This is a genomic window from Microbispora sp. H10670, assembly GCF_014161385.1.
Lineage (GTDB): Bacteria > Actinomycetota > Actinomycetes > Streptosporangiales > Streptosporangiaceae > Microbispora > Microbispora triticiradicis.
In genome coordinates this window covers 1-19078 of sequence record NZ_JABBWW010000003.1, presented here as the reverse complement: position 1 = coordinate 19078, position 19078 = coordinate 1, and the positions used below count along the sequence as shown (strand labels likewise).

General features: G+C 68.8%; 15 protein-coding genes and 2 tRNA genes. 10 read left to right on the top strand and 7 right to left on the bottom strand.

All coding sequences use genetic code 11. From position 1 onward, the window contains the following. Positions 1-32 precede the first annotated feature (32 nt). The gene (locus tag HHX33_RS05780; RefSeq protein WP_117409717.1) at positions 33-530 is read right to left on the bottom strand and encodes a DUF2087 domain-containing protein; all 498 of its coding nucleotides are present in this window, start codon (positions 528-530) and stop codon (positions 33-35) included. A gap of 50 nt (positions 531-580) precedes the next feature. On the opposite strand from HHX33_RS05780, the gene HHX33_RS05775 reads away from it, so the two are divergent. After that, positions 581-973 carry a VOC family protein gene (locus tag HHX33_RS05775; RefSeq protein WP_117409730.1) on the top strand — a complete coding sequence of 131 codons (393 nt, stop codon included), beginning with the start codon at positions 581-583 and terminating at the stop codon, positions 971-973. Positions 974-978: 5 nt separating this feature from the next. Here the strand turns inward: HHX33_RS05775 and HHX33_RS05770 are convergent, their stop codons facing one another. Beyond that, positions 979-1392: an SRPBCC family protein gene (locus HHX33_RS05770; RefSeq protein WP_182873693.1), complete on the bottom strand. Its 414-nt coding sequence runs from the start codon at positions 1390-1392 to the stop codon at positions 979-981. 71 nt (positions 1393-1463) lie between these two features. On the opposite strand from HHX33_RS05770, the gene HHX33_RS05765 reads away from it, so the two are divergent. Next, complete coding sequence (locus HHX33_RS05765) at positions 1464-4529, top strand: ATP-binding protein (RefSeq protein ID WP_182873692.1); 3066 nt, start codon at positions 1464-1466, stop codon at positions 4527-4529. Positions 4530-4678: 149 nt separating this feature from the next. After that, the gene (locus HHX33_RS05760) at positions 4679-5842 is read left to right on the top strand and encodes an FAD-dependent monooxygenase (RefSeq protein ID WP_182873691.1); all 1164 of its coding nucleotides are present in this window, start codon (positions 4679-4681) and stop codon (positions 5840-5842) included. Between the two features lie 52 nt (positions 5843-5894). On the opposite strand, the gene HHX33_RS05755 is transcribed toward HHX33_RS05760, so the two are convergent. Continuing rightward, positions 5895-5971, bottom strand: a tRNA-Pro gene (locus HHX33_RS05755). A gap of 90 nt (positions 5972-6061) precedes the next feature. Between HHX33_RS05755 and HHX33_RS05750 the strand changes: the two genes are divergently transcribed. Further along, positions 6062-6132: transfer RNA gene (locus HHX33_RS05750), tRNA-Gly, on the top strand. A gap of 237 nt (positions 6133-6369) precedes the next feature. On the opposite strand, the gene HHX33_RS05745 is transcribed toward HHX33_RS05750, so the two are convergent. The 4 genes from HHX33_RS05745 to HHX33_RS05730 all read right to left on the bottom strand — a co-directional run bounded on the left by HHX33_RS05745 (position 6370) and on the right by HHX33_RS05730 (position 9898). Beyond that, a complete protein-coding gene (locus HHX33_RS05745; RefSeq protein ID WP_182873690.1) occupies positions 6370-7113 on the bottom strand; it encodes a cation transporter in 744 nt (247 codons plus the stop codon). 243 nt (positions 7114-7356) lie between these two features. Then, positions 7357-8853, bottom strand: a complete 1497-nt coding sequence (locus HHX33_RS05740; RefSeq protein ID WP_182873689.1) for a serine hydrolase domain-containing protein — start codon at positions 8851-8853, stop codon at positions 7357-7359. 156 nt (positions 8854-9009) lie between these two features. Next, complete coding sequence (locus HHX33_RS05735; protein WP_310741232.1) at positions 9010-9390, bottom strand: hypothetical protein; 381 nt, start codon at positions 9388-9390, stop codon at positions 9010-9012. 28 nt (positions 9391-9418) lie between these two features. Continuing rightward, positions 9419-9898 carry an ATP-binding protein gene (locus tag HHX33_RS05730; protein WP_182873687.1) on the bottom strand — a complete coding sequence of 160 codons (480 nt, stop codon included), beginning with the start codon at positions 9896-9898 and terminating at the stop codon, positions 9419-9421. 275 nt (positions 9899-10173) lie between these two features. Between HHX33_RS05730 and HHX33_RS05725 the strand changes: the two genes are divergently transcribed. The 6 genes from HHX33_RS05725 to HHX33_RS05700 all read left to right on the top strand — a co-directional run bounded on the left by HHX33_RS05725 (position 10174) and on the right by HHX33_RS05700 (position 18482). Further along, positions 10174-11040, top strand: a complete 867-nt coding sequence (locus HHX33_RS05725) for a helix-turn-helix domain-containing protein (RefSeq protein WP_182873686.1) — start codon at positions 10174-10176, stop codon at positions 11038-11040. Between the two features lie 203 nt (positions 11041-11243). Then, positions 11244-12656, top strand: coding sequence for a trigger factor (tig, locus tag HHX33_RS05720; protein WP_182873685.1), 1413 nt, complete (start codon positions 11244-11246; stop codon positions 12654-12656). A gap of 380 nt (positions 12657-13036) precedes the next feature. Next, entirely contained in the window at positions 13037-13681 is a 645-nt protein-coding gene (locus HHX33_RS05715) for a ClpP family protease (RefSeq protein WP_150935093.1), read from the top strand. A gap of 14 nt (positions 13682-13695) precedes the next feature. After that, entirely contained in the window at positions 13696-14343 is a 648-nt protein-coding gene (locus HHX33_RS05710) for an ATP-dependent Clp protease proteolytic subunit (protein WP_117410256.1), read from the top strand. Positions 14344-14537: 194 nt separating this feature from the next. Next, entirely contained in the window at positions 14538-15821 is a 1284-nt protein-coding gene (clpX, locus tag HHX33_RS05705; RefSeq protein ID WP_117410257.1) for an ATP-dependent Clp protease ATP-binding subunit ClpX, read from the top strand. A gap of 72 nt (positions 15822-15893) precedes the next feature. Next, a complete protein-coding gene (locus tag HHX33_RS05700) occupies positions 15894-18482 on the top strand; it encodes a valine--tRNA ligase (RefSeq protein WP_182873684.1) in 2589 nt (862 codons plus the stop codon). The last annotated feature ends 596 nt before the right edge of the window (positions 18483-19078 follow it).

The following is a 19078-nucleotide window of genomic DNA, read 5'->3' as shown; positions in this document are numbered from 1 at the left end:
GAAAGGGCACCCGCCGATGTGGCCGGACCTGGTCAGACGGTGCCGCCCGAGCGCCAGTAGACGCCGTCCTCCCGGGTGAGGAACCCCTCGTCCACCAGATGGCGGCGGAGCGCGGCGTGGTCGTCGTGGAACGCCCGCAGCGCCACGTCGACCTCCTTCTCCGGGTACCGCGTGCCCACCTCGAAGACCTGGGAGACGTAGTCCAGCACCATCAGCCGCTTGGCCCGCTTCGTCGGTATGGAGACGAGCCGCCCGTCGACCAGGAACGCGTCCAGCGGGCCCGCCGGTTCGGCGGGCACCGCGCGGAGCAGGTCGCGGAAGGCCTCCGGCCGCGCCCGCCACCCGTCCCCGTCCCGTACGGCGAGACCGCCCCGCTCCAACCGGCCGAGCGCCCGCCCGACCTCGTCCGGGCCGAGCCCGGTGAGCTTGCCGAGAGGCTCCCCGGGATGGAGGACGAGACAGGAGAGAACCCGCAGCGTGTCCTCCTGGCCGAGCAGCCCGAGCACGCGGGGAATGCGCTTGTCGATCACCCGTCCACGGTATGTGACCGATGAGTACCTTCGGAAACATGGAGGGCGCCGTGCCCGCTCGACTGGATCACACGATCGTGCACAGCACCGATCGCTTCGCCTCCGCCCGCTTCCTCACCGGCCTGCTCGGCGAGCCGGGGCCCGGCACGTTCGGGCCGTTCGCCACGGTCAGAGTCGCCAACGGCGTGACGATCGACTTCGCCGACTCGATCGTCGGCCGGGACCGGATCGTCCTCCAGCACCTGGCCTTCCTGGTCTCGGAGGACGAGTTCGACGAGATCTTCACCCGGATCGGCGAGCGGGGCCTGCCGTACTGGGGCGGGCCGCACCACCAGGAGCCGCAGCGGATCAACCACCGGCACCACGGCCGCGGGGTGTACGTGGACGACCCCGACGGTCACGCCATCGAGTTCCTCACCCACCCGTACGTCGAGGAGGAATGAACGGGTCAGCCGTGCGCGGCGGCCTCGATCGCCTGCTTCATCTCCGCCGCGCCGCGTTCCATGCGGATCCGGATGTCGGCCGCGCGCGCGTGCGGCAGGACATCGGTGATCCAGATCAGCCGGCCCGCCCCGTCGCCCTCGGTCCGGACCTCGAACGTGGCGTGGTGGAACTCCACCGGCGGCCGCGCGCCCTCGACGACGCAGTAGGCGAGGCGGCGGGCGTCGTCGTCGATCCCGACGACCAGTTCACGGACCACGTGCCCGTCGGGGAAGGTCAGGAACCGCTGGTCGCCCTCGATCCGGGTACCGGTGACACGGCCCGGCAGCAGGCGCTCGTGCACGGCGCCGACGTCACGCAGGACGTCCCAGATGTGCTCCGGGGGTGCGTCGATCACGATCTCGTGGCGAACTGAGGCCATGCGGCGGGGGTCCTTCCAGGCGACTGGTCCAGACCAATCTAGAGCACCGCACGTGGGCCAGAATCGGTCTCGTGCAGTTCGGCATCCTGGGGCCGGTGGAGGCCCGCACGGCCGAGGGGGAATCGATCTCCGTCGGCGGATTGCGGCCGCGCGCGCTTCTCGCGTTGCTCCTGCTCGACGCCGGTCGGCTGGTCGGTGTGGACCGGTTGATCGACGGTCAGTACGGTGACGATCCGCCGGCCGGGGCGGCCAACGCGATCCAGGCCCACGTGTCCCGGCTCCGGCGCAGCCTGCCCGGCGACCTGATCGAGTTCCACGGCGCCGGATATCGGCTCGCCGTGGACCCCGACGACGTCGACGTCCACCGCTTCGAGCGGCTTGCCCGTGCCGGGCGACGGCTCCTGGCCGCGGGTCAGTTCGAGCGCGCCGCGAGGTCGCTCAGGGACGCGCTGGGGCTGTGGCGAGGTCCTGCGCTGGCGGACGTGGCCGACGTGCCTTTCGCGCCGGCGCAGGTGGCCCGCCTGGACGAGCTGCGGCTGACAGCGCAGGAAGACCTCGTCGAGGCCGAGCTCGCCCTTCCGGAGGGCACGTCGGCAGCCGGGCTCCGGCAGCTGGTCGTGGCGTACCCGTTGCGTGAGCGGTTGCGCGGCCAGCTCATGCGGGCGCTGCACGCATCCGGGCAGCAGGCGGCGGCGCTGGCCGTGTTCGAGGAGGTCAGGCGGCTGCTCTCTGACGAGCTCGGCGCCGACCCCTCGCCTGAGCTGGCGGCGCTCCACCTGGCGATCCTCCGCGGCGAGGAGCCGCGCGAGCGGGCGACGGGCGGCCGACTCCCCGCGCATCTCACCAGCTTCGTCGGCCGCGCGGAGGAGCTGGACCGGCTCCACTCGCTCCGGAACTTCCGGTTGGTCACCCTGACCGGTCCCGGTGGCACCGGCAAGACCAGGCTGGCGATCGAGGCGGCCCGTCGCCGGGGACAGGAGGCCTGCTTCGTCGACCTCTCCCCGCTCGACGACGGGGCCCAGGTCCCGCAAGCCGTGCTGGGCTCGCTCGGCCTGCGCGAGGCGGGGCTGCGGGCACCGGACCTCGGCCGAAGCGACGCCGTGGAGCGGCTGACGGCCGCCCTCGCGGAGCGCGAGCTTCTGCTCGTCCTCGACAACTGCGAACACGTGGTCGCTCCGGCCGCCGTCCTCGTCCGCCGGCTGCTCGAGGCGTGCCCGAGGCTTGCCGTCCTGGCCACCAGCCGTGAGCCGCTCGGGCTCACCGGTGAGACGCTTGTCCCGCTGGCGCCGCTGGCCGTGCCGTCGCCGGGCACGGACCTCGATGAGGCCCTCACCTACCCGGCTGTGAGCCTGTTCGCGGATCGGGCCGCCGCAGTACGGCCGGGCTTCACCATGGGGCCCGAGGTCATCGAGATCTGCGCGACCCTGGAGGGGCTGCCGCTGGCCATCGAGCTGGCCGCGGCGAGGGTGCGGTCGTTCTCGGTGGCGGAGATCTCCGCACGCCTGAAGGAGCACGGCAGGTTCACGCTGCTGTCGCGTGGTGACCGCACCGCGGTGACACGCCACCAGACGCTGCACGCGGTGGTGGATTGGAGCTGGAGCCTGCTCAGCCCTGATGAGCGAGTGATGGCCAGGCGCTTCTCCGTCTTCTCAGGCGGCGCGTCGCTTGAGGCGGTGGAACAGGTCTGCGGTGCCGGTGAGGTGCTGGCCGACCTGGTGGACAAGTCCCTCGTCGAGGCCAGTGGCGGACGCTACCGGATGTTCGACACCATCCGCCTGTTCTGCGCGAAACGGCTGGCGGAAGCCGGGGAGGAGAAGCGGCTGCGCGACGCGCACGCCGCCTGCTTTCTCGATCTGGCCCAGCGCGCCGACCCGTGGTTGCGACGGGCCGAGCAACTCGACTGGTTGGGCCGCCTCTCCGCGGAGCACAGCAACATCGAGGCCGCGTTGCGCCATGCCGTACAGGAGGGTCCGGAGACGGCGCTGCGGCTGATCGCCGCCCTTTCGGCGTACTGGTGGCTGAGCGGGCGGCGCGGTCAGGCGGCCTCGTCCGCTCTCAGCCTGCTCGGCCGGCTGGGGACCGAGGTACCCGCGGGGCTGGAGGAGGAGTACCTCCTCTGCGTGCTCCATGCCGTGCCTGACGTGCTTCCCGCGCAATGGGAGCGGGCCGAGGAGATCATGCGATCGCTGGACCGGGAACTGCGGCACCCGTTCGCGGCGGTCATGTGGGGAATGGCCGCAGGGCCGCCTGAACCGGACTCGCCCAGAAGGCGGCAGTTCGGCTCCGAACCGTGGAGCCGGGCCGTGGTGTCGCTGGGGCAGGGCGTCGTGAACCTGCTCGACGGCAGGGTGGCCGACGCCGACCGGGATCTGGAGGCGACGCTGGCGAGCTTCCGTTCGGTCGGTGAGCGCTGGGGCATGGCGCAGGCGCATGAGTGGCTGGCGTTGATCTCCAGTTGGAGGGGGGAGTGGACGCGGGCGAGGCAGTTGTGGGAGCAGGCTCTGGACCTGTACGAGCAGCTCGGCGCGTTCGACGAGATGGTGGACGTGCTGTGCCGTAGGGCGGGTGGGCTGGTGCGAGAGGGCGACTTCCACACGGCCGCCGCCGACCTGCGGCGCGCCGCTGAGCTGGAGCGTAGGACGGGCAGGTCGCACCGACCGGCCCTGATCGGGCTGGGCTGGGGCGAGTTGGCCCGCCTCCGAGGCGATCACGCCGAAGCCCGCGCTCGCTACACGGAGGCGCTGGAAGCCGTCGATCTCCGCTCCTATGCCGGCGGGAGCATCAGGCTGCTGGCGCTCACCGGGCTCGGCCTGCTCGCCCAGGCCGAAGGCGACCTCACGGCGGCCAGGCTCCACCACGCCGAGGTGCTGGCGTGTGCGCGGACGTCGCCGGCGACGGATCTCGCCTACGTCGCCGAGGCACAGGCCGGGCTGGCCCTCCTCAATGGGGCGCCGGACCAGGCGGCCTTCCTGCTGGGTGCGGGGCTGGCGCTACGCGGTGTGGTCGTCGCCGGCGACCGTGACCGCGAGCGGATCGCCGCACGCGTCACCGAGGTCATCGGCGCCGAGGCGTTCGCGTCGGCGTTCGCCAGGGGGGTCGCGCTGGACCGGGAACAGGCGTTGGCGGCTCTCTCCTGACCGGGTGGGAGGCCGGGAAAGCGACGACAGACCACCCGTTGACGAGGCAAGGCGCCGACAGCGTCCAGGGCGAGTCTCGCTGACAGCTCCGTTCCGACTGTCAGTCGGCTGTCTGCGGGCCGTCAGCGCTCCCGGCGAAGCTCGGGGACGTGGAAGACACCGACATCCTGATCTCCGGCGCCGGCGTCGCCGGCCCCGCTCTGGCCTACTGGCTCAACCACTACGGATTCAACGTGACCGTGGTCGAGAAGGCCCCCGTCCTACGTCTGGGCGGCCAGGCCGTCGACTTCAAGGGCGAGACGCATCTGACCGTACTGGAGCGGATGGGCATTTTGGAGGACGTACGGCGGCTGCAGACCGGCGGGGCCGACCAGGAGATCGTCGACGCGAACGGCCGCAGGCTGGTGGTGATGCCCGGCGAGTTCACCGGGGGCGATTTGGAGATCCAGCGGGGTGACCTGTCCCGACTGCTGTACGAAAGGACGGTCGCCGCCGGCTGCGAGTACGTCTTCGGCGACTCCATCACCTCGCTCACCGAAACGGCGGGCGGTGTGCACGTGACCTTCGAGCGCGGCGCGCCGCGCGTCTTCGGCCTGGTCGTGGGCGCGGACGGAATCCACTCCAACGTCCGCCGTCTGGCGTTCGGGCCTGAATCCGACTATGTCCGATTCCTCGACTATTACTACGCCCTCGTTGACATACGAGGGAATTTCGGGGCGACGGCGAAGATGTACAACGAGCCCGGCCGGCTGGTCGCTACCGGGGGTCCCAAGTCTGCCGCGCTCTTCGTCTTCGCCTCGCAACGGCTCGACTACGACCGCTACGACGTCGAGCAGATGAAGCGGATCCTGCTGGACGCCTATGCCGGGATGGGGTGGCGGACGCCCGAGATCCTCGGAGCGGTCCGGCAGGCGGACGACGTCTATGTCGACTCGATCAGCCAGGTCCGGATCGACCACTACTCCAAGGGCCGCGTGGTTCTGCTGGGGGACGCCGCGTACGGCAACACGCTGGGCGGCTTCGGCACCGGGCTCGCCATGGTCGGCGCGTATGTACTGGCCGGTGAGCTGGCCGAGGCGGGCGGGAACCACCGGGTCGCCTTCCGGCGCTACGAAGAGGGGTTCCGCGAGTACGCGAAGATCGCCAAGTCCGGCAACGCGGGTCCCTTTCTCGCTCCGCGCACCTGGCGCGGGATCCGGATGCGCAACTGGATCTTCAGGGCCGGCTTGCTATTCAAGATCATGATGATGATGGCCGACAGGTTCGCCACCGGCATCAGGCTCAAGGACTACTCGTCCTCGGTGCGTGGCTGACCCACTCCTGAGACCACTGAAGGCCACCCCGATCCTGGGGTGGCCTTCTCGATGGTCGGGGCGACAGGATTTGAACCTGCGACTTCTTGCTCCCAAAGCAAGCGCGCTACCAAGCTGCGCCACGCCCCGTCCCGCCGGTTGCGCGAGCGCTCCGAGACTCCGGTACGCTTACGCCCTGACGACCGGATGAAGTCTAGACCAGATGGACACCGGGCGCGCGCGGACGTAGCTCAATGGTAGAGCCCCAGTCTTCCAAACTGGCTACGCGGGTTCGATTCCCGTCGTCCGCTCTCACCACGAAAGGCCAGGTCGCCCCGTACGGGGAGCCTGGCCTTCGTGATCTCACGAAACTGTTTTTGATCTTCCGTGCCACCCGTGCCATTTCACGCTTCGATCTTGGTTCCGGGCGGGGGAGGCGGGTGCGTCCGCACAGGGTTCTCAGGCCGTGCCATTCGTGTGCCAGTTAGGCCTGGGAACCAGGGGAAATCACGGGGTCTTTTCCGGCCTCCGGATTCCTGTCGTGCCCGTCACGTGCCCGGTGTCTTCTCGCCGTGCCCGTCCCTGTCGATGCTCCGGCCTCGGCAGCAGGCGTCGGCGCAGCCGGGCGGGCAGTCGCAGCCATCAGCCGGTCGGGCGGCCGCGGCCATCGGAACGCAGTCGTCGCACCGCTCGCCTGTCCACGCCTTGACGCCCTCTCGGGTGGCGACAGCGGCGATGACCAGGGCGGCGACCGGGTCCGCCCACGACCAGCCGAACACCGCGTTGAGCACCAGGCCGGCCAGCAGGACCGCCGACAGGTAGGTGCAGAGCATGGTCTGCGTCGAGTCGGCGACGACAGTGGCCGAGCCGAGTTCCCGGCCGGTCCGGCGCTTGGCCGCCACCAGCAACGGCATCACCACCACTGAGACCACCGCGAGGGCGATGCCGACCGGAGACCTCCCGGCTTCGCCGGCGCCGGACAGCGAACGGATCGCGTCGACGCTCACCCAGGCGGCGAGCGCGAAGAAGGAGACCGCGATCAGTCGCAGGGCCAGGTGCTCACGGGCCTCAGGGACGCGGGAACGAAACTGCCAGATGACCACGGACGCCGAGGAGACCTCGACGATGGAGTCCAGGCCGAAGCCCAGCAGGGCCGCGGACGAGGCCGCGGCGCCGGCGGCGATGGCCACCACGCCTTCGAGCAGGTTGTAACCGGCTGTGGCATAGGCCAGGTGGAGACTGCGCCGGTTCAGTACCGCGCGCCGTCCGGCCGTCGGAGCCGGGGTGTTCATTCGGCCGCTTCCCTCACATCCGCTTCGCCCTCCCGGGCCGGAGCCGGGCACAGGGCCACGGCGTGACCGGTCGCGGCGAGCAGGGTTTCCGCCGCCGCGAGCATGTCCGTCAGTTCAGGCCGTAGAACGACGATGTCGAACCCCTTGACGTACCCAAATCCGTGCCGCGGTACGGGAACACAACCGCTCCTGGCAGCTACGTCCAGCATTGGCCAGAAGCGGTTCCCGTCCCTCTCAGTACGGTCACCAGGGGCTGTCGAGGGCCATCGTGGCGAGGTGGCGGGCGATGCCGGCGGTGTCGGTGTTCTGGACGTTGCTGAGCACGACCACCTCGATGTCGTCGTCGGGCAGGTACATGTTGCTCGCCGTGTAGCCCTGGAAGAGACCCGGATGGTACCGGAGCCGGTGCCCCTGGAGCCGGTCGACGAGCCAGCCGAAGGCGTACGCGCTCGACGGCAGGTTGAGGCAGCCGGTGGAGGGGCACGGCGCCTGTGGCGTGAACGCCTGCTTGACGGTGGTCGGCGGCGCGACCCGGTACGAGCCGAACGCCCGGTCCCAGCGGGCGATGTCGTCGATGGTGGAGTAGATGCCGGTCGCGGCGAACAGTTCGGAGCCGTTGAGGAGCGGGGCGGGTGATCCGAGCGTGTAGTAACCCTTCGCGTACCCGTCGGGCGGATATCCCCTGCTGTAACCCGTGTGCCGGAGGTTCAGGGGGCCGGTGATCAGCTTGTGCAGGACGACGCCGTAGGGCTCGTGCGTCACCGCCTGGATGATCGCGCCGGCCAGGACGTAGCCGGAGTTGCTGTACTTCCAGCTGGTGCCGGGCTTGAAGTCCAGCGGGAGGTCCACGATCTGCTGGATGAGTCGCCGGGTCGTGGTCGGTCGCGTGATGTCGGCAAGGTAGCTGGGCAGCTTCTCGATGTTGGGAATGCCCGTGGTGTGGTTGAGTGCCTCGCGGATCGTGATGGGCCGCCACGCTGTCGGACAGGCCTCGATGTATGCCGGGACGAGATACGGGCAGACCCGGTCGTCCAGCCTGAGCAGCCCGCGGTCGCGCAGCTTCAGTACGAGCATCGAGGTGAACTGCTTGGTGATCGACATGACCCGGTAGACCGTATCCGGCCGATTAGGAACGTGCCGTTCCTCGTCGGCCTCGCCGGCGGCGAAACGCGCCAGCACCTCTCCGCGCCGCACCACCAGAGCCGAGCCCGTGAACTGCTTTCTCGCGGCCAGATCCCGCAGATATGCCAGCATCGCCGCACTGGTGGCGTCATCCCGCGGCGCGGGTGACGTGGCCAGGGGGTCCGATTTCTGAATCGTCCGGTCCGTGAGGTCGCCGGCCGGTGCGGCCGAATTCTCGTTCGGCCGGTTCACGACGTCCGACAGGCTGTACTGGTCTACAAACGAATTCGCGGTCGCGTCCGAGTTCTGCCAGTTGTACGGCAGGGCGCGCGATTCCGTCCCGCCCTTCTGCGCCGGTGTGACGGCGAGCGTGACGTCGCGGAGCAACTCCTGGTGCTGGCGCTGCCGCCCGTGCTCCCATTGCCGTCGTCCGTCATGCTGCCCATCACGCTCGTGCGCCCGGCCGTGACCGTGTCCGTGGGGGTGGTCGGTGCCGGGGACGATCACGGCGGAGGCGGCGACGGCGGGAGTGCCCCCAGGCGCGGCCCCACCGGCCAGTGCGGTGACGATCGCCAGGAATCCGACCGCATTAGGACACTTGACCATTTTCTCCCCCATGAAAGGCGCCATGTCCCGAATTCCTGGCATTCTGGGAATCGACTGATTCGCGGCGAGAATGCCGGGCGGGCCATTTCTCTGGGGGCTTGCTTTCCTTCCGGCGGCGTCACAAACGGCGGCCGGTGCGGTTTTCCCTCCGCCTATATCTTTGTTTTGTCAGAGCTGCTCGACGCCGCAGGGGTTCTGGGGCAGCCATCGCAGCGCCGCGTCGAGGCAGTCCTCGGGGCTGGTGTTGAAGGCGACGGCGGCGCCGGGCACGTGCAGCCGTACCAGGTTGATCAGTTTCTCGAAGAGCCCGAGCAGCGGCTCGTGGCTGCGGATGCCGCCCCCGATCACCACGACGGCGTAGTCGTCGCGGCGCAGCGCCTCCACGATCACCGCTTCGGTGTCCTCGTCCAGTGCCACCAGACACCAGTCGGCCTCGACGCCGTGGTCGTCGAAACGGGCCCGTCCGCGTGCCAGCGCGGCCTGGATCGGCTCCGGGTCCCAGCCTTCGAGCTTCGCGGGATCGAGACCTATCACCAGTACTCGTGCCACCGTCACGCCTCCTCGCAGAGGAACGAACTCAGTCGCCGGCGCGGAAGAGGGCCCAGACGGCCTTGCCGCCGTCGTCGAGGGCGTCCCAGCCCCAGGCCTGGCTGTAGGTCTCCACTATGTAGAGGCCGCGGCCGTGCTCGGAGACGAAGTCGGGCTGTGCGGGAGCGGGAGCCTCGTCGCTCGGGTCGGAGACGGCGAGCAGGACGTGGGGCGCGAGGCGGAGAAGCGTCAGCGTTATCGGGTGGCCGGTGGCCCGCCGCGCCGGATACAGCGCGTAACGAACAGCGTTCGTGACCAGTTCGCTGACGACCAGCGCCGCGTCGTCGCTCAGCTCCGGCAGCCCCCACCGCTGCAGGGTCGTCCTCGTGACGTCACGCGCGGTCTTGACCGAATCGGCCTGTGGGGCAAGGGGGCACATCGCCGTATCGGACGCGCACACCGCCCTCCGGAACCAGCCGAATCCCACGTCGCGGGTCAGCTGGCCGACGGATTTGGGCTCGTCCGACATGGTTGCCCGTACCTCCCGCTGGCCTGAGTCGAGGGCTGGTGCATATTTGGCCCAATATGCACCTAGACATGATGGAACACCCTCTCCCACTGCTGCAAGACCCAAATGCACGTGCAGCCGTCACGTGCAAACGCACACGCCTAACGTTGCCACCCTCAGAGACACGTAGATCAGACCTTGTCATCGGGGCCTGCAGTGGTGACACTGTGTGGGCTGGGGGTGTCGTGCGGGTCGTCCCTTGGCGGCACACTGAGCCGAGGTGAGAGGGAGGCGCCGTGATACAGATCCAGGCTGGATCGGGTCCGACGGCTCTGCGCATCCTGCTCGGCTCCCAGCTCCGCAAGCTCCGTGAGAGCAAGGGAATCAGCCGCGACGAGGCCGGCCGGTGCATCCGGGCCTCCGAGTCGAAGATCAGCCGGATGGAGCTGGGCCGGGTCGGCTTCAAGGAGCGCGACGTCGCCGACCTTCTCGTGCTGTACGGCGTGGAGGACGACGAGACGCGCGACGTCGTCATGAACCTGGTGGACCAGGCCAACGAGCCCGGCTGGTGGCACCGGTTCAACGACCTGCTGCCCTCCTGGTTCCAGGCGTACGTGGGCCTGGAGGAGGCGGCCGAGCGCATCCGCACCTATGAGGTGCAGTTCGTCCCCGGGCTGCTGCAGACCAAGGAGTACGCGCGTGCCGTGATCACGGCGGGTGCGGTGGGGGCGGCGCCGGAGGAGATCGCCCGGCGGGTGGATCTGCGGCTGGAACGTCAGCGCATCCTCGACGGCGGCAACGCGCCGACGTTCTGGGCGGTGATCGACGAGGCCGCGCTGCGCCGTCCGATCGGCGGCGGCGAGGTCATGCGGGGCCAGGTTCAGCACCTCATCGACCTGATGAACCAGCCCAACATCACGATCCAGGTGATTCCGTTCAGTTACGGCGGACACGCCGCGGAGGGCGGCGCGTTCAGCATCCTGCGGTTCTCCGACCAGGACCTGCCCGACATCGTGTACGTCGAGCAGCTCGCAAGCGCTCTCTACCTGGATAAACGGGAAGAAGTCGACCGTTACACCGAGGTCATGGAGCGCCTCTGCGCGGTCAGCACGACCCCCGCCGAGACGGTGGACCTGCTGCGGCAGATCATGACCGAGCTCTGAGCAGTCGCTCCAGGCCCTCATCTGCTCTAGACTGCCCTTGGCGTTGGACACCCGCCACAGTCGAGCATGCCCGGACAGGTCGCGTGCCGGCGGAGAGGGCGGTCCCTGCGCCCCTCACGTGGGCGCGGCGCGCGTTATTGTGCCGCGGTTGCCGTGCACGACGTGCCCGCGACCACCAGATGATGGACCAAGGAGATCACCCCGTGAAGACCGCTGTCGAGGAGCTCAGCCCTACCCGGGTCAAGCTCACCGTCGAGGTGCCGTTCAAGGAGCTCGAGCCGAGCCTGCAGGCCGCGTACAAGAAGGTCGCGCAGCAGGTGCGCGTGCCCGGCTTCCGTCCTGGCAAGGTGCCGGCCCGGATCATCGAGCAGCGCTTCGGCCGCGCGGTGGTTCTCGAGGAGACCCTGAACGACGCGCTGCCCAAGCTGTACGGCCAGGCCGTCGACGAGACCGAGGTCTTCCCGGTGAGCCAGCCGGAGATCGAGGTCACCAAGATCGAGGACGGTGAGCAGGTCGAGTTCACCGCCGAGGTGGACGTCCGTCCCGCCTTCGACGTCCCCGGCTACGAGGGCGCCGAGATCGTGGTCGACGCGGCCGAGGTGAGCGACGAGGACGTCGACGCCCAGCTGGACGGCCTGCGCCAGCGCTTCGCCACCCTGACCGGGGTGGACCGCCCGGCGCAGAACGGCGACTACGTCGTGATGGACCTGCGTGCCGAGATCGACGGCCGCAACCTGGACGAGCAGCAGGCCGCCGACGTGTCGTACGAGGTCGGCGCCGGCTCGGTGCTCCAGGGCCTGGACGACGCGCTGCAGGGCATGGCGGCCGGCGAGGACAAGACCTTCCGCACGACGCTGGTCGGCGGTGAGAACGCCGGCGAGGAGGCCGACGTGATCATCACGGTCAAGTCGGTGAAGGAGAAGGTGCTGCCCGAGCTGGACGACGAGTTCGCGCAGCTCGCCAGCGAGTTCGACACCCTCGACGAGCTGAAGGACAGCATCCGCGAGCAGGCCCGTCGCAACAAGCTCGTCGACCAGGTCGTGCAGAGCCGCGAGAAGGCCCTTGAGGCGCTGCTCGACAGGATCGAGATCCCGCTGCCCGAGAGCGCGCTCACCGCCGAGATCGACGCGCGCAAGCACAATCTGGAGCACCAGATCTCGGAGAGCGGTCTGAGCCGCGAGGCGTACCTCCGTCTCCAGCAGACCACCGAGGAGGAGCTGTTCGCCGAGTACGAGGCGAACGCCGCCAAGGCCCTCAAGTCCGGCTTCGTGCTCGACAAGATCGTCAAGGCTGAGGACATCGGCGTCAGCGAGCAGGAGCTCACCGACTTCGTGGTCCGCCGCGCCATGCAGATGGGCGTCGCGCCGAACACGCTGGCCCAGCACCTCGCCGACAACAACCAGCTTCCGCTGGCGATGATGGAGATTGTGCGGGAGAAGGCCAAGACCCTCATCGGGGACGCGGCCAAGGTGACCGACACCGCCGGCAACGAGGTGGACCTCAAGGCCATCTACGCCGAGCTCAACCCCGAGCAGGAGGCCGTGGGCGTGGAGGAGGCGCAGGAGGGCGACCAGCCCGCCGACGCTCCGGCCGCCGCCGAGGCCAAGGAAGGCTGAGTTCCTCCGGCCACACCGGCCGGGGCATGCCCCCGGCCACACGGCCGGGACAACGACGAAACCCTCGTCGTACCTGCGGGTGCGACGAGGGTTTCCGGCTATATTCGCGGCAAATCCCGCTAGATATTTCCGCGTCGGCGTGCCGCCGATCGGCCGTACGACCGGGAGCCCCGGCGGCGCGGCACGCCCGTCCTCGCGCTGTCAGGCGCGGCGAGCGCGCGGAACGCGGGCGGGGGACGGCCGGGGCTCGGCCGCCCGCGGATCGGGGGCGGGGCATGCGCCGTCAGCGAACAGTACGGCGCGAGGGCATGAGCTGTCTGCGCCGCGCGTTAAGGTCACAAGCAAAGCCAATCGTTTACGACGCATCGGAAGGTGACGCTGTGACCAGCCCGCCGACCTTCTTCCCGACCGGTGGTTCCGGCTTCGAGGCCCGGAGCCCGGAGGGTGGCCCCTCTCGCCTCGAGGACCAGCTCTACCAGCGCCTGCTGCGCGAGCGCATCGTGGTGCTCGGCACCCAGGTGAACGACGAGGTGGCCAACCGGCTGTGCGCTGAGCTCCTGCTCCTCGCCGCCGATGACCCCAACCGCGACATCTGGATGTACATCAACTCCCCCGGCGGTTCCGTGACCGCGGGCATGGCGATTTACGACATGATGGAGTATGTGCCGAACGACGTGTGCACCGTCGCGATGGGACTGGCCGCCTCGATGGGGCAGTTCCTGCTCTGCGCGGGCGCCCGCGGCAAGCGGTACGCCCTCCCGCACGCCCGCATCATGATGCACCAGCCCTCGGGCGGCATCGGGGGCACCGCGGCCGACATCGCGATCCAGGCCGAGCAGATGCTCTATGTGAAGAAGACGCTCGCGGAGCGGATCGCCTCTCACACCGGCCAGCCGCTCGACCAGATCGAGCGCGACTCCGACCGGGACCGCTGGTTCACGGCCGAGGAGGCCAAGGACTACGGCTTCATCGACCACGTGGTGCGCAGCGCCCGCCAGGTGCCCTCCGAGGGCGCCGTCTCGTGACTGGAGCTTCCGAGATGAGTGAGCTGATCCGGCCGGGTGACATCAACGGCCGCTACGTTCTTCCCTCCTTCGTCGAGCGCACGTCGTACGGCGTCAAGGAGATGAACCCCTACAACAAGCTGTTCGAGGACCGCATCATCTTCCTCGGGGTCCAGATCGACGACGCCTCGGCGAACGACGTGATGGCGCAGCTGCTCACGCTGGAGTCGCTGGACCCGGACCGCGACATCAGCATGTACATCAACTCGCCCGGCGGCTCGTTCACCGCGATGACGGCGATCTACGACACCATGCAGTTCGTCCGGCCCGAGATCCAGACGGTCTGCCTGGGGCAGGCGGCCTCGGCCGCCGCGATCCTGCTGGCCGGCGGCACGCCGGGCAAGCGGTTCGCGCTGCCGAACGCCCGTGTCCTGATCCACCAGCCCTACACCGAGGGCGGTGGTCAGGGCAGCGACATCGAGATCCAGGCTCGTGAGATCCTGCGTATGAGGTCGCTGCTCGAGGACCTCGTGGCGAAGCACTCGGGTAAGTCGCCCGACGAGGTCCGCAGGGACATCGAGCGCGACAAGATCCTCAGCGCCGAGGAGGCGAAGGCGTACGGTCTGGTGGACGACATCATTCCGTCGCGGAAGAAGCGCGCGGCGGCGGTCGCCGCTTCCTGAGGGAGTTGCCGCACCGGAACAGTGCCCAATTGGGCACGTTCCGGTGCGACTCACCGCTAGGGGGCTCACTGAGGGCCCGAGAGACGGTAACGTCGAAACCTGAGCGGGATGACGTTTTCGCACCGGATCACAATCGGTTGCGGACGGAAGCGACCGCGGCGGCAGGGGCGGTCCCACGCAAAGGAGTATCTGGGGTGGCACGCATCGGCGACGGGGGAGACCTGCTGAAGTGCTCGTTCTGCGGCAAGAGCCAGAAGCAGGTCAAGAAGCTCATCGCCGGACCAGGCGTATACATCTGCGATGAGTGCATCGATCTCTGCAACGAGATCATCGAGGAGGAGCTCTCCGAGTCCTCCGAGCTCAAGTGGGACAACCTCCCCAAGCCGCGTGAGATCTACGAGTTCCTCGACGCGTACGTCATCGGCCAGGACAAGGCCAAGAAGGCGCTGTCGGTCGCGGTCTACAACCACTACAAGCGCGTCCAGTCCGGGGAGCGGGGCCGCGACGACGGCCTGGAGCTGGCCAAGTCGAACATCCTGCTGCTCGGTCCCACCGGGTCGGGCAAGACCCTGCTGGCGCAGACCCTCGCCAAGATGCTCAACGTGCCGTTCGCGATCGCGGACGCCACCGCGCTGACCGAGGCGGGCTACGTCGGCGAGGACGTGGAGAACATCCTCCTCAAGCTCATCCAGGCCGCCGACTACGACGTCAAGAAGGCCGAGACCGGGATCATCTACATCGACGAGGTCGACAAGATAGCCCGCAAGAGCGAGAACCCGTCGATCACCCGGGACGTGTCTGGCGAGGGCGTGCAGCAGGCCCTGCTGAAGATCCTGGAAGGGACCACCGCCAGCGTGCCGCCGCAGGGCGGCCGCAAGCATCCCCACCAGGAGTTCATCCAGATCGACACCACGAACGTGCTGTTCATCTGCGGCGGCGCCTTCGCCGGGCTGGAGAAGATCATCGAGTCGCGGGTCGGCCGGAAGGGCATCGGCTTCAACGCGATCATCCACTCCAAGGAGGAGATGGACTCCTCGGACATCTTCTCCGACGTCATGCCGGAGGACCTGCTCAAGTTCGGCATGATCCCCGAGTTCGTCGGGCGGCTGCCCGTGATCACGTCGGTGCACAACCTCGACCGGAGCGCGCTGATCCAGATCCTCACCGCGCCGCGGAACGCGCTCGTCAAGCAGTACCGGCGCCTGCTGGAGCTGGACAACGTCGAGCTCGAGTTCACCGACGACGCGCTGGAGGCGATCGCCGACCAGGCCATCCTGCGCGGCACCGGCGCCCGCGGCCTGCGCGCGATCATGGAGGAGGTCCTCCAGTCGGTGATGTACGAGGTCCCCTCCCGGCAGGACGTGGCACGCGTCGTCATCACCCGCGAGGCCGTGCTGGAGCACGTGAACCCCACCCTCGTGCCGCGTGACCAGCTGCAGGCCAAGCAGCAGCGTACGCCGCGGGAGAAGTCGGCCTGATCCCGGCCGTCGCCGGCCATTGTCCACAGGGTGTGCGGCGACGGCGCGGGAGGCGTCCGGACCTCCCTAGAATTGGGCAGCGTGACTACGTCTGAGCTGCCCACCCAGTACGCCCCCGCCGAAGTCGAGACCCGGAGCTACGAGCGCTGGGTATCGGCGGGCTACTTCACCGCCGACCCCGGCAGTGGGCGCGAGCCGTACACCATCGTGCTTCCCCCGCCGAACGTCACCGGGTCGCTGCACGTGGGTCACGCGCTCGACCACTCGGTCCAGGACGCGCTGACCCGGCGGGCCCGCATGCGGGGCATGGAGACGCTGTGGCTTCCCGGCATGGACCACGCCGGCATCGCGACGCAGAACGTCGTGGAGCGAGAGATCGCCAAGGAGGGCCTGTCCCGCCACGACTTCGGCCGGGAGGCGTTCGTCGAGCGCGTCTGGCAGTGGAAGGAGGAGTCCGGCGGGCGGATCCTCGGCCAGATGACGAAACTCGGCGACGGCGTCGACTGGTCCCGCGAGCGGTTCACGATGGACGAGGGGCTCTCCCGCGCCGTCCAGACGATCTTCAAGAAGCTTTTCGACGACGGGCTCATCTACCGCGCCGAGCGGATCATCAACTGGTGCCCGCGCTGCCTCACCGCGCTCTCGGACATCGAGGTGGAGCACAGCGACGACGACGGCGAGCTCGTCTCCATCCGGTACGGCTCGGGTGACGAGGAGATCGTCGTCGCCACCACCCGGGCGGAGACCATGCTGGGCGACACCGCGGTGGCCGTCCACCCCGCCGACGAGCGCTACGCGCATCTCATCGGCAGGCATGTCGAGGTCCCGCTGACCGGCCGGCGCATCCCGATCGTCGCCGACGAGCACGTGGACCCCTCCTTCGGCACCGGTGCGGTCAAGGTCACCCCCGCCCACGACCCGAACGACTTCGAGATCGGTCGCCGCCACTCGCTGGAGTCGCTCGTCGTCATGGACGAGCGCGGCGTCATCACCGCCCACGGGCCGTTCCAGGGCCTCGACCGGTTCGAGGCGCGGCCCGCCGTGGTCGCCGCGCTGCGCGAGCAGGGCCGGATCGTGGCCGAGAAGCGGCCGTACGTCCACTCGGTGGGCCACTGCTCCCGATGCAAGACCGTGGTCGAGCCGCGGCTGTCGCTGCAGTGGTTCGTCAACGTCACGCCGCTGGCCAAGGCCGCCGGCGACGCGGTGCGCGACGGCCGCACCCGCATCCACCCGCCGGAGCTGGCCAAGCGCTACTTCGACTGGGTCGACGACATGCACGACTGGTGCATCTCCCGGCAGCTGTGGTGGGGACACCGCATCCCGGTCTGGTACGGCCCCGACGGCGACATGGTCTGCGTGGGACCGGACGAGGAGCCGCCCGCCGGTTACGAGCAGGACCAGGACGTCCTGGACACGTGGTTCTCCTCCGGCCTGTGGCCGTTCTCCACGCTCGGCTGGCCCGACGAGACACCCGAGCTGGCCCGCTTCTATCCGACGACCGTGCTCGTCACCGGCTACGACATCCTCTTCTTCTGGGTCGCCCGGATGATGATGTTCGGGCTGTACGCGATGGACGGCCGGCCGCCGTTCCGCACGGTGGCGCTGCACGGCATGGTGCGCGACCAGTTCGGCAAGAAGATGTCGAAGTCGTTTGGCAACGTGGTCGACCCGCTCGACTGGATCGAGCGGTACGGCGCGGACGCCACGCGCTTCACCCTGCTGCGCGGCGCGAACCCCGGCTCCGATGTGGCGATCAGCGAGGACTGGGCGGCCGGATCGCGCAACTTCTGCAACAAGATCTGGAACGCCACCCGCTTCGCCCTGATGAACGGCGCCGTCTCCGAGGGCCTGCCCGGCGACCTCACCCCGGCCGACCGCTGGATCCTGTCGCGGCTGCAGCAGGTCGTCACGACCATCGACGCGGCCTTCGAGGACTTCGAGTTCGCCAAGGTCTCCGACGCCCTCTACCACTTCGCGTGGGACGAGGTCTTCGACTGGTACGTCGAGTTGGCCAAGGTGCAGTTCGCCGAGGGCGGGGTCGTTGCCGAGAACACCAAGCGGGTGCTCGGCCATGTCCTCGACGCGCTGCTCCGGCTGCTCCACCCGCTGGTGCCCTTCGTGACGGAGGAGCTGTGGCGGGCCCTGACCGGGGGAGAGTCCATCGTGGTCGCCCCCTGGCCCGCCGTCTCGCCCGAGTTGCTCGACCCCGCGGCCGAGCAGGAGATCGTCGCGTTGCAGAACCTCGTGACCGAGGTGCGCAGGTTCCGCTCCGACCAGGGTCTGAAGCCCGGCCAGCGCGTGGCCGCGCGGCTCTCCTTGCCGGGTACGGCTCTCGCCGCCCACGAGGGCGCGGTCCGCGTCCTGCTGCGCCTCGACGAACCGTCGGAGACGTTCACCCCCACCGCGCGCCTCACGGTCGGCACGGTCCTCGTGGAGATCGACACGGCCGGAGCCATCGACGTCGCCGCGGAGCGCAAGCGTCTGGAGAAGGACCTCGCCGTGGCACGCAAGGAACAGGCCCAGGTCACCGCGAAGCTGGGCAACGAGCAGTTCATGGCGAAGGCGCCCGAGGACGTGGTGGCCAAGGTGCGCCGGCGTGCCGAGCAGGCGGCGGAGGACATCTCCCGTCTGGAGGCCCAGCTCGCCGCGCTGCAGGGATAGCTGCGTCAGATGAGGTTTGGGAGTGTCAGAGGCAGGGCAGGACTGTGAAGTTGCGCAAGTTGTGCTCGGCATACCCTGACGGGTGCTAGTCTTTGTGCACGCGCAGGGAGTCGGCGAGTCGGAATACCCGAAGGGGATCCGGCTGTTAGGCTCTCTGCACTCCCTTCCTCTCACCCGATCTCGGGTCACCTCGTCGCGGTTCGACGGAGTGTCGCGGATCAGGTAAGTTCGAGGGGTTGCCCCGGAGACGGGGTGGCCGGAATTCTCGGCCGGAAATCGGAATTCAGTGCAAATCACCTCGATTTGACACGAATAACGAGACCGGACAGAATAAAGGCACAACGGAAAACGCCCCGGAGTGTGGGACCTGGTTGACGGGTTTCGGGTGATGGTGGTCGCGTCCGTTTCTTGAGAACTCAACAGTGTGCTAAAAGCCAGTGCATGAATCATGCATGACCCCGTCACCGTGTTGGTGGCGGATTCCTTTGACGGTGCCTTTCCTTAGCCGGGGGGTGCCGGCCAGGGGTGACACTTTTCAGACATTGTTTGGAGAGTTTGATCCTGGCTCAGGACGAACGCTGGCGGCGTGCTTAACA

Coding starts and splice junctions, on each gene's coding strand:
- HHX33_RS05730 (WP_182873687.1), bottom strand. CDS start 9,898: ATGTCGGACGAGCCCAAATCCGTCGGCCAGCTGACCCGCGACGTGGGA.
- HHX33_RS05710 (WP_117410256.1), top strand. CDS start 13,696: ATGAGTGAGCTGATCCGGCCGGGTGACATCAACGGCCGCTACGTTCTT.
- HHX33_RS05745 (WP_182873690.1), bottom strand. CDS start 7,113: ATGAACACCCCGGCTCCGACGGCCGGACGGCGCGCGGTACTGAACCGG.
- HHX33_RS05770 (WP_182873693.1), bottom strand. CDS start 1,392: ATGGCCTCAGTTCGCCACGAGATCGTGATCGACGCACCCCCGGAGCAC.
- HHX33_RS05740 (WP_182873689.1), bottom strand. CDS start 8,853: ATGGGGGAGAAAATGGTCAAGTGTCCTAATGCGGTCGGATTCCTGGCG.